Raw genomic sequence first — 10,181 nt, 5'->3', positions numbered from 1 at the left:
CCCCCCCCCCCCCCCCCCCCCCCCCCCCCCCCCCCCCCCCCCCCCCCCCCCCCCCCCCCCCCCCCCCCCCCCCACCCACCCCCCCCCCCCCCCCCCCCCCCCCCCCCCCCCCCCCCCGCCACTGCCCGGCCGGATATCACACCGTGAGAACGGTCGATCCCGTGGTCTTGCGCGCAGCGAGATCGGCATGCGCTTTGGCGGCATCCTTCAGCGGGTAGGTCTGGTGCACCTCGATCTTGACTGCGCCGGACTTCACGACGTCGAACAGCTCGTTCGCCATGGCGACCAGGGCCTCGCGCTTGGCAGCGTAGGTGAACAGCGTCGGACGGGTGACGTAGAGCGAGCCCTTCTGCGCGAGCAGGCCGAGGTTGAGCGGCTCGACAGCGCCGGAGGACGCACCGAACAGCGCGGCAACACCGAGCGGCGCAAGACAATCCAGCGACTTCAGGAACGTATCCTTGCCGACGGAATCATAGACCACCGGCACCTTCTTGCCGCCCGTGATCTCGTCCACGCGCTTCACGAAATCCTCGCGCGTATAGATGATCACATGATCGCAGCCATGTGCCTTGGCGAGCTTTGCCTTCTCGTCGCTGCTGACGGTGCCGATCACTGTCGCGCCGAGATGTTTTGCCCACTGGCTCAAGATGAGACCAACGCCGCCGGCTGCGGCGTGGAGCAGGATGGTGTCGCCGGCCTTCACGCGATAGGTCTGCCGGATCAGGTATTGGGTGGTGAGCCCCTTCAGCATCATGGCCGCCGCGGTCTTGTCATCGACACCGTCGGGCAGCTTCAACAGCCGGTCGGCCGGGATCAGCCGCGCCTCGGCATAGGCTCCGAGCGGTGAGGCGCCGTAGGCAACGCGATCACCGGGCTTCAAATCGGTGACACCGGCCCCGACTTCCTCGACGACGCCGGCACCCTCGCTGCCGAGACCGCTCGGCAATTGTACCGGATACACCCCGGAGCGATTGTAGATGTCGACGAAGTTGAGGCCGACCGCCGTGTGGCGGATGCGCGCCTCGCCCGGCCCGGGCTTGCCGACACTGACTTCCTCCCAGACCAGGACTTCAGGACCGCCGGTCTTGTGAAAGCGAATGGCATGCGTCATGGGCGTTGCTCCCTTATTGTTGCAGTGAAGGTCCGTGGAAAACGGATCGGCCTGTGAAATAGGAATTCGGTCGGCCCGTTACAGTACAGAGACGTAACAAGAATGTCACAGCGAACGACAAACGCCTGCCGTTCCGCCTCTGTTCGAAAGAGTTGATGACGGCACCGGCGCGTTCCGGCAGTAGCCTTTTCGCGGGGTTTGGTGGTCGCCTGCGAAGGAGAGCCGAGATGCCAGCTTATGTACAGCATCATCAGGATATCGAAATCGCGCCTGTAATTTGTCCCGCCTGCATGGGGTTCCTGCCGATGTACGTCCGCGAGGTCGAACCGCATTGGGGCCTTGCCAGGATCGACTTCGTCTATGAATGCGCGGACTGCGGCGCGGAAGTCCGGCAGACCATCCGCAAGCCGGAGCTGCGGCACTGACCGCACGATCAGCCATCGCTTAAGTATTTGCGCTGAACGGAAAAAGCGACGTTCAGCGCGGGTCAGGCCGTCCCAAACGAGGCTTGTTCTTTGCCGGGAACGCAGGCAGAACAAGCCTCAAGCAAGACCTTTGGGAGCGCCCTTTCGTGGCTGAACAGAAGGCCTCGACCTCGATCGAGGCAGTGGAGAGCGGCCTCGCCGCGCAGGGCTATATCGCGAGCCGGCAGATCGCGACCGCCGTCTATTTGTCGCAGCAGATCGAGAAACCGATCCTGGTCGAAGGCCCCGCGGGCGTCGGCAAGACCGAGCTTGCCAAGGCCATTGCCGCCTGGCGCGGCATGAAGATGATCCGCCTGCAGTGTTACGAGGGCCTCGACGAGGCCAAGGCGCTCTACGAGTGGAAATACGCAAAACAGCTTCTCTACACCCAGATCCTCAAGGACAAGCTCGGCGAAGTCCTCGGCGGTGCGCAGACGCTGCATGACGCACTCAATCAGCTCCACGATTTCGGCGACGTGTTCTTCTCCAAGGAGTTCGTCGAGCCGCGCCCTCTGCTGCAGGCGCTGGAGCAGCCGGGCGGCTGCGTGCTCCTGATCGACGAGATCGACAAGTCCGACGCTGAATTCGAATCGCTGCTGCTGGAAATCCTCTCCGATTTCCAGGTCACGATCCCGGAGCTCGGCACGGTCGCGGCGATCACGCCGCCGACGGTGATCCTCACCTCGAACAGCGAGCGTGACCTCGGCGACGCCCTGAAGCGGCGCTGCCTGCATCTGCATATCGGCTTCCCCGAGCAGCGGCTCGAAGAACGCATCGTCGAGAGCCGCGTCTCCGGCATCTCGCAGGCGCTGCGCCGGCAGATGGTCGGCTTCATCCACGAGATCCGCTCGCTCGACCTGAAGAAACTGCCCTCGGTCAGTGAGACCATCGACTGGGCGCGCGTCCTGGTTCTACTTCAGGCCACGGAGCTAGACACCGATATCGTCAAGGACACGCTCAATGTGCTCCTGAAGTACGAGGCCGACATCGAGGCAGCAACGCCGCAAGTTACGACCTTCATTGCCAAGGCGGCACGGTCCAACGTCTTCGGTTGACGCCGATGCGCGAGAATCTCCATCGTTTCTTTCGAGCGGCGCGCGGTGCCGGCGTGCATGTCTCGCCCGCCGAAAGCATCGATGCGATGCGCGCGGTCAAGCAGGTCGGCTTTTCCGACCGGGCCATCCTGCGCGATGCGCTGCTCCTGACGCTCGCCAAGTCGCAGGACGAGAAGCTCGCCCTCGGCGACTGCTTTGATCTCTTCTTCAGCCAACCAGAGCCGCGGCAAGATCAACCCGAGGCCGACGACAACGACGACGCATCGCAGGACGCGGATCAGACCCCCTCACCCAGCTCGGCCAGTGAAGCAGGCGAAGGCCAGGCTTCCGAAGCATTGGGCCCGCTTGCGCAGATGCTGCTGTCGCAGGATCGCAACGCGATCGCAGCGGCGATCGCCAGCGCTTCCGGTGTGGCTTCGCTGTCCGACATCCGCTATTCGACTCAGCGCGGGATCTTTTCCAGCCGCATCCTCGACGCCATGGGCCTTCAGCGCCTGCGCGACGATCTCGACGCGCTCACCGCGACCAATCCGTCGCTGGCCGAGCGTCTGCGCGGCGCGCTGGACGCGTTGCGCGAAGCAGTCCGTGACACGGTCTCGCAAGGCCTTGCGCTTTATGCCCGCGAAGAGGCCGAAAACCTCCGCAACGAGATCCTGCGCAACGCGCCTCTCGCCCGCATCGAGCGGCGCCAAGTCGCGGAGATGCGCGCGCTCATCCGCCAGATCGCGCGGCGCCTGCGCGAGCGCTACTCGAAGCCGCGCAAGCGCCAGCGCCGCGGCCATCTCGACGTCCGCCGCACACTGCGCCGCAACGCGGCCTGGGGCGGCGTGCCCTTCCTCACCGCGTGGAAGCGCAAGCACCGCGACCGGCCCAAGATCGTCGCAATCTGCGACGTCTCAGGCTCGGTCGCGCAGGTCTCCGATTTCTTCCTGCTCCTGATCCACTCGCTGCACGAGGTGGTCGACGACGTCCACTCCTTCGCCTTCTCCTCGCATCTGATCGAGGTCAGCGAGATCCTGGAGAAGAAGTCGCCCGAAGAGGCGATGGCCGAGATCATGTCCAAGGTCGGCTTCGGCTCATCCGACTACGGCTCCTCTCTCGTCGATTTCGAGAAGGAGTTTATGAGCACGCTGACGCCGCAGACCACGGTGATCGTGCTCGGTGACGCCCGCAGCAACAATCTCGACCCGCGCGCCGACATCCTGCGCCGCATCTCCGAACGCTCGAAGCGCGTGGTCTGGCTCAATCCCGAAGGACGGCTCGCCTGGGGCTTCGGTGATTCCGAGATGCCGCGCTACGCGACCTTCTGCACTGTCGTGCGCCAATGCGCCACCGCACAGCAGCTCGAACGCGCCGTGTCCGACATCGTGGCGACTTATCAGTAGACGGCAATCACGTCCGCCGCTGGCGTCAGGCGGCAGTCAGCTCGGCCTGGACGAGGTTGCACTCCCGAAAGTGATGCGCAATTTCGTCGAGCGCGCGCTGCTCCCATTCCTGGGCCTGCGCGAGCCAGAACGCCCGTCGCTCCGAATCCAGCGCCGCGCGCTCTCGGCAGAGGAATTCCTGACTGCGAATTGCCATCAGCCTGTTCATGCACTCACACTCCTGTCGTGTGAAGCCAATCCCCTGCGAATCAACGTAGCAGAGTCCAGTCAGAGTCCAATCGCCCTCGCTTCACGATTTCTGTGCATATCGCGACGCGCAATGGGACAGTGATGCTTCCCGTGCACTGCGGTAACTCTCGCCGCACGATCAAGCGCACATCATCAATTAGTGATCGGAGACCGGGACGATTTTCGTGCGCGAACGATCTTAACTGTTGTGGCGCAATGACGTGCGGCAATTCGTGAAGAGAGGTTCTAAACAGCTTACCGAATTCCCGACTCATTGTCGTCGCATGGTGTTCATGCGGCGCCGCTAACAGGGGCGCACGAACTTGGACTATCGCTTGAGGCAACATGAGCAACGACATCGACTTCGATCTTTCGCCGGACCAATGGGAAGCGCTGAAAGCGCTTCGCAACCCCGTGTCGAATGGTCGCCTCTCGAAGGCCTATCTCGTCGAAGGTCTCGTCAAGCTCGGTCTCGTTGTTGTCAGTGACGGCGTACCTTCGATGACGCCAACCGGACGCAAGGTGCTGGTGCGCGGATCGTGCCGGCTACTGGATCTCGTGGCGTGACGGGACTGTCCGCGCGCAATAGCTCTGCATGATCGCCTGAAAAATAATCTCTTGCGTTCCCGCTGACAGCGCGTCGCGGGAACGACCTCAATCCGCCAGCGTAACGATCAAAGGCCCATTGCGGGTTGCGACAACCGTGTGCTCGTACTGAACGGTAGGCGCCTCGGGGCTGCTGTAGAGCGTCCATGGATCGTCATCACCGTTCTCGGCCCACTCCGCGCCAAGCGACAGGAACGGCTCGACGGTGAACACCAGGCCATCGCTCATGATGCGTCGCTCGGAGCGATCGGGCCATGTCGCGATCTCCGTCGGCTCCTCGTGGAGCGACAAGCCGACACCGTGACTGGCTAGGTTCTTGACGAGCATGTAGCCGTTTTTCCGCGCAAACGTCCCGATGGCTTGACCGATGCCGGCAATCGGTTTGCCGGCGCCGACCTGCCGCAAGCCCGTCCACATCGCCCGCCGACCATCCCTGCAAAGACGCTCGATCGAACGGGTCACGGGCGGAACGGCGAACGAGGCTCCCGTATCGGCAAAGAAGCCGCTCTTCTCGGCCGAGACGTCGATGTTGACGAGGTCGCCACGCTCGATCCGCCGGGCACCCGGGATGCCATGAGCGATCTCTTCGTTCACGCTGATGCAGGTTGCGCCAGGAAAGGCATAGGCCAGTTCCGGCGCCGAACGCGCTCCGGCGGCCTCAAGGAGCGCTCGTCCGATCCGGTCGAGTTCCGCGGTGGTCATGCCGGGCTCGAGGGCCTTCCCCATCGCCTCAAGGGCATTGGCGACGATACGCCCGACCTCTTTCAGGCAGATCAGATCGTTCTCATTCGAGATTGTCATATCAGGCTCTTGCGAAAGCCGGGACATAGCTGTTGCGATGCCGACTTGCAAACGGAAGAGCGCGCGCAAGAATCCCGGATTATGCGCGCCCTGGATCACTTCCAAGACCAGGCCGCGACAATCTGGCACGGTTGTTGCTCCTTTTTGACGTCCAAGACGCGTCAAACCGGGGGAGTCCACCATGTCGACCATCACCGCGGCACCTACCGCCGAGCCGAAGCCGCTCTACACCTCGCTGTTCGTCCAGGTCCTCGCCGCGCTGGTGCTTGGCGTCATCCTGGGGATGGCCGTTCCGGACTTCGCCATCGGGCTCAAGATCCTCAGCGACGCCTTCCTGAAGCTGATCTCGATGATCGTAGCGCCGATCGTGTTCTGCGTCGTCGTGCACGGCATTGCCGGTGCCGGCGACCTCAAGAAGGTCGGCCGGGTCGGCGTCAAGGCGCTGGTCTATTTCGAGGTGATGACGACGGTCGCCCTCGTGGTCGGTCTGCTGCTCGCCTATCTCTTCGGTCCCGGCCACGGCATGAACATCGATCCCTCGACGCTCGACGCCAAGGCGCTCAACACCTATGCCGACAACGCGCACAAGCTGTCCGGCGGCGGCATCGGCGCCTTCCTGATGAATGTGATCCCCAGCACCTCCTTCGATGCGCTGTCGCGCAACGACGTGCTCCAGGTGCTGTTCTTCGCGGTCCTGTTCGGTGTTGGCCTTGCGCTCGTCGGCGGCGAGAAGGGCGCGCTGGTCACATCGATCATCGACGCGGCCTCCACCGTGCTGTTTCGGGTCATGGGGCTGATCGTGCGGGTCGCGCCGCTCGGCGTGCTCGGCGCGGTCGCCTATACCGTCGGCAAATACGGCGTCGGCTCGCTGAAGCAGCTCGTCTCGCTGGTGATGCTGTTCTACGTCTCGGTCGGCATCTTCGTGCTGGGCGTGCTCGGCGGCGTGATGGCGCTCGCCGGAATCAACATCCTCAAATTCCTCGCTTACCTGCGCGAAGAGTTGACCATCGTGCTCGCGACCGCGTCCTCCGATGCCGTGCTGCCGCAGATCATGAAGAAACTGGAGCGGATGGGCGTGAAGGATTCCGTCGTCGGCCTCGTCATCCCGACCGGCTATTCCTTCAACCTCGACGCTTTCTCGATCTACCTGACGCTCGCCGTCGTCTTCATCGCGCAGGCGACCAACACGCCGCTGTCCTTCGGCGACCTTCTGCTGGTGCTCGGCGTCTCGCTGATCACGTCGAAGGGCGCGCACGGCGTGCCGGGCTCGGCGATCGTGATCCTGGCCGCGACGCTCAACGCGGTGCCGAGCATTCCCGCCATCGGCCTCGTGCTGGTGCTGTCGGTCGATTGGTTCATCGGCATGGCCCGCGCGGTCGGCAACCTCGTCGGCAATTGCGTGGCGACGGTGGTGGTGGCCGCCTGGGAAGGCGATCTCGACCGCGCCAAGGCAGCCAAGGTGCTGGAGGGCGGCGAACTGGTGGACGTGACCGCGGGATAGGCCGCGGATCAATCATTCCACTGGAGGAGCGGCGTTCCATACGCCCTCCTCCAGACCGACAGGAAGCGCGGAAACCAGGAGTGCGCCACGGCGCCCTTATACGCCCAGGTGCGATACTTCAGGCCCTGCTCCGAGATCAGCTCCTGATAGCCGCCATGGACCTCGGTCGCGGTCCGAATGTCCTTCAATATCCCCTGCGCGCAAGCCCGATAGGTATCGCTCCCTGAGGCTTCATCAAAATCCAGCATCCGATCCGCGAATTCGACATTGAATGTCGGCCACGACGAACGCCCCTGATAGGCCGGCGCCGCGATCTTGTGGATCATCTTGTTCCGTGGATTATCCGCCGACACCAGGAAGTGGAACGTGCTGGGGATGCGAAAGCGCGGCTCGGCGATGATCAGATTCGTCGTAGCCGCAAACAGCGCCCGCTCGCCGGCATCGTTCATGTCCCAGAAGCCGCGATGCACGCTGACGAAATCCAGGGCCACCAAGGACACCGGTGCGCCCGCCGGGCCGTCAAGCGAATGCCTGATATAGCCGTCCTTGCCGAACAAACGGAGCAGATCTCGCTTGTACTGCGCAAGGTCGCGACCGAGCAGCCGCTTCAGTTCGTTCTCGTCGACGATCCCGAGCTGCACACCCCATACGAACGTCGTGTAGACGCAGGCGTTGGTGACGAAGCGCCTGCGCTCGGCCCGCGTATCCGTTGCCGCAGAGCGAGGCCCGCCGGCATCGCATAGCAGATATCTGGTGCCATCAGTGTCAACTGGCTCCAGTTCGCTCGCGAGCTGAAGGATCGCGCGCTTCAGGTCGACGCCATATTCGGTCAGCAGCAGGCGGCCGGCATGTGCGCATTGCGACATCGCCAGATAGGAAGACGCTCTCTCGTCGGCACCTATCATCTGCTGGAGACCGGCGAGAATGCCGAGCAGCGTGTCCGAGGGCCGCGAGAAATAATTCACGCCCAGGTACCGCCCGCGTCCCGCAGGAACGATGGTCGTCGTGACCACGTCGGCGCGAACCGCCTGCAGCAAGAGGCGAACGCTCTTTTCGAGCAGGCGCGCCCGGCGCACTGCGTCCTGCGAATCCATGATGGTTTCGGGATCGAGAACGTCGGGATAAAACCAGGCGAAGTCGCGCGGGTAATAGGCGGAAGCATGTGGCGCCCCCGTGACGAGGAAGGCCTCGGTCACTGAAAAGGCGCTGTCCATCGAGTGCCGGTAGAGATCCTCGATGTCCGACAACGCATGATGCGATTGTCTCAGGAAGCGATCACCGAGAAAATTGACCGCCTGAAGCGCGTTGGCGACGAAGGTCGCAGCCATCCCCTGGTAGAACCGGTTTTCACGATGCGATGGAAAAGAGATGTCGCTGTTCATATGCGTCAATCGGCTGATGTCTCGTGACCCCGTGATGGCGGCCACCATTTTAAACATGACTGATTCGTATCTCTACCCGGTGACTTGCGGGCTTCAGGCAATCACTTCGCGCCGGCGCGGCCCTCCCGCGGCCTGAAATTCTCGATCACCCGCAGCAGCACGCGTGCGCCGGCGTCGGCATCGGCGAGCTCGACGTGCTCGTCCGGGTGGTGGCTGATGCCGCCGCGACAGCGGACGAAGATCATGCCGACATCGGCGATATCGATCATCGCCATGCCGTCGTGCCCTGCCCCGCTCGGCAGCTCGAACACCGACGCGCCTTCGGCAGCGATCGCCTGCGCGATCTGATCCTTCAGCCAGGGTGCGCAAGGCGCGGTGCGATTCTCGTGAGTGACGTCGAGCTGAAGCGCCAAATGCCGGCACTTGGCGATGGCCTCGATCTGCCAGACGACGTCGGCGACCGCGCGCTTGCGATGCATGTCGGTCGGTGCCCGCATGTCGATGGTGAACGACACGTCGCCCGGGATGACATTGGTCGCCCCGGGCCTCGCCTGGATATAGCCGACGGTGCCGACCAGCCCGCCCGCGTCGGTGCGGCAAAACTGCTCGATCGCGCCGATGCATTCGGCCGCGCCGGCGAGCGCATCACGGCGCAGCGCCATCGGCACGGTGCCGGCATGACCGGCCATGCCGGTCAGCCGCGCAGCGAGCCGTGTCGCGCCCGCAATCGCGGTGACGACACCGACGGGCAGATTCTGTGCTTCCAGCACCGGACCCTGCTCGATGTGCAATTCGAGATAGGCCAGCAGTTCGCGCCGGGCCCGCGCGGCTGCGCCGATGTGATCGGGATCGAGGCCGAACGCGACGAGCGCATCGCGCATCGACACGCCGTCGCGGTCGCGCGTGTTCAGGACGCTCTCGTCGAAGGTGCCGGCCACCGCCCGGCTTCCGAGCAGCGTCGAGGCGAAACGTACCCCCTCTTCATCGGCAAAGCCGATCACCTCGATCGCGAACGGCAGGCGCTTGCCGCGGCGGTTGAGATCGGCGACGCAGGCGATCGCGGTGATCACCCCCAGCGGCCCGTCCCATTTGCCGGCATCGCGCACCGTGTCGTAGTGCGAGCCGAGCATCAGGCAGGGCGCCCCCGGCTGCTCGCCTTCGTAGCGTCCGCAGACATTCCCGATCGCATCGAGATGCGCACTCATGCCGGCTTCGCGCATCCAGCTCAGGATGAGGTCAGCGGCCTTGCGCAGCTCGCTGGTGAGATAGATGCGGGTGAGCTTGTCGCCGTCTTCCGAGATCGCGGCGAGCTCGTCGATCCGTCGCACGATCTCCTCGCCGAGCGATGCATTCTGAACGGCGTTACCAGCAACCATCTCGACGAGCTTCCCATCTCTTGGGACCGCGGCGGCGGTCCTGGCGGCGATCGATACAAGTTCGGTGTCAGCAAAAAAATCACGACCGCGGTCCCGATCCGCGCGTGGGTAGCATGAATGCGGGTTGCCGGCAGTTCGTAGCTCCCGTCACGCACACACGCGACCTGGCCTGCCTGCTCAACTCCATTGCATACAACTTCTATATTTTGCTCAAAAATTAATCTGACGACTTACTCAGCAGGATTCTGAAAATTTGTAAAAGCAATACTTTT

Annotated in this window: 10 protein-coding genes; 5 read left to right on the top strand and 5 right to left on the bottom strand. The window is 63.7% G+C overall.

Going from position 1 to position 10,181, the window contains the following annotated elements:
- Nucleotides 1-136: 136 nt before the first annotated feature.
- On the bottom strand, nt 137-1,111 hold the full coding sequence (locus tag AC0L3X_RS16135) for a quinone oxidoreductase family protein (protein ID WP_135215143.1): 975 nt from the start codon (nt 1,109-1,111) through the stop codon (nt 137-139).
- Between the two features lie 227 nt (nt 1,112-1,338).
- On the opposite strand from AC0L3X_RS16135, the gene AC0L3X_RS16130 reads away from it, so the two are divergent.
- The 3 genes from AC0L3X_RS16130 (at nt 1,339) to AC0L3X_RS16120 (ending at nt 4,015) form a co-directional block, all read left to right on the top strand.
- Nucleotides 1,339-1,536 (top strand): hypothetical protein, encoded by a 198-nt coding sequence (locus tag AC0L3X_RS16130; RefSeq protein WP_028152902.1) that lies wholly within the window; start codon nt 1,339-1,341, stop codon nt 1,534-1,536.
- A gap of 146 nt (nt 1,537-1,682) precedes the next feature.
- Nucleotides 1,683-2,630 carry an AAA family ATPase gene (locus AC0L3X_RS16125; RefSeq protein ID WP_085405733.1) on the top strand — a complete coding sequence of 316 codons (948 nt, stop codon included), beginning with the start codon at nt 1,683-1,685 and terminating at the stop codon, nt 2,628-2,630.
- 5 nt (nt 2,631-2,635) lie between these two features.
- Nucleotides 2,636-4,015 carry a vWA domain-containing protein gene (locus AC0L3X_RS16120; RefSeq protein ID WP_063986213.1) on the top strand — a complete coding sequence of 460 codons (1,380 nt, stop codon included), beginning with the start codon at nt 2,636-2,638 and terminating at the stop codon, nt 4,013-4,015.
- 25 nt (nt 4,016-4,040) lie between these two features.
- Here AC0L3X_RS16120 and AC0L3X_RS16115 read toward each other — a convergent pair whose 3' ends face one another.
- A complete protein-coding gene (locus tag AC0L3X_RS16115; RefSeq protein ID WP_028152900.1) occupies nt 4,041-4,223 on the bottom strand; it encodes a hypothetical protein in 183 nt (60 codons plus the stop codon).
- Nucleotides 4,224-4,588: 365 nt separating this feature from the next.
- Here AC0L3X_RS16115 and AC0L3X_RS16110 point away from each other — a divergent pair, with 365 nt between their 5' ends.
- Nucleotides 4,589-4,810, top strand: a complete 222-nt coding sequence (locus tag AC0L3X_RS16110; RefSeq protein ID WP_063982034.1) for a hypothetical protein — start codon at nt 4,589-4,591, stop codon at nt 4,808-4,810.
- Between the two features lie 87 nt (nt 4,811-4,897).
- Here AC0L3X_RS16110 and map read toward each other — a convergent pair whose 3' ends face one another.
- Nucleotides 4,898-5,650 (bottom strand): type I methionyl aminopeptidase, encoded by a 753-nt coding sequence (gene map, locus AC0L3X_RS16105; RefSeq protein ID WP_063982033.1) that lies wholly within the window; start codon nt 5,648-5,650, stop codon nt 4,898-4,900.
- A 181-nt stretch (nt 5,651-5,831) separates the two neighbouring features.
- Here map and AC0L3X_RS16100 point away from each other — a divergent pair, with 181 nt between their 5' ends.
- A complete protein-coding gene (locus AC0L3X_RS16100; RefSeq protein ID WP_063982032.1) occupies nt 5,832-7,151 on the top strand; it encodes a dicarboxylate/amino acid:cation symporter in 1,320 nt (439 codons plus the stop codon).
- An 8-nt stretch (nt 7,152-7,159) separates the two neighbouring features.
- Here AC0L3X_RS16100 and AC0L3X_RS16095 read toward each other — a convergent pair whose 3' ends face one another.
- Both AC0L3X_RS16095 and AC0L3X_RS16090 read right to left on the bottom strand, forming a co-directional pair.
- Nucleotides 7,160-8,533: a hypothetical protein gene (locus AC0L3X_RS16095; RefSeq protein ID WP_473316525.1), complete on the bottom strand. Its 1,374-nt coding sequence runs from the start codon at nt 8,531-8,533 to the stop codon at nt 7,160-7,162.
- A gap of 101 nt (nt 8,534-8,634) precedes the next feature.
- Entirely contained in the window at nt 8,635-9,909 is a 1,275-nt protein-coding gene (locus tag AC0L3X_RS16090) for an allantoate amidohydrolase (protein ID WP_473316524.1), read from the bottom strand.
- Between the last annotated feature and the right edge of the window lie 272 nt (nt 9,910-10,181).

Source organism: Bradyrhizobium sp. MI1.7 (assembly GCF_055811795.1).
Note: the sequence above shows the minus strand (reverse complement) of the source record. Positions and strands in the feature narration are given on the sequence as shown.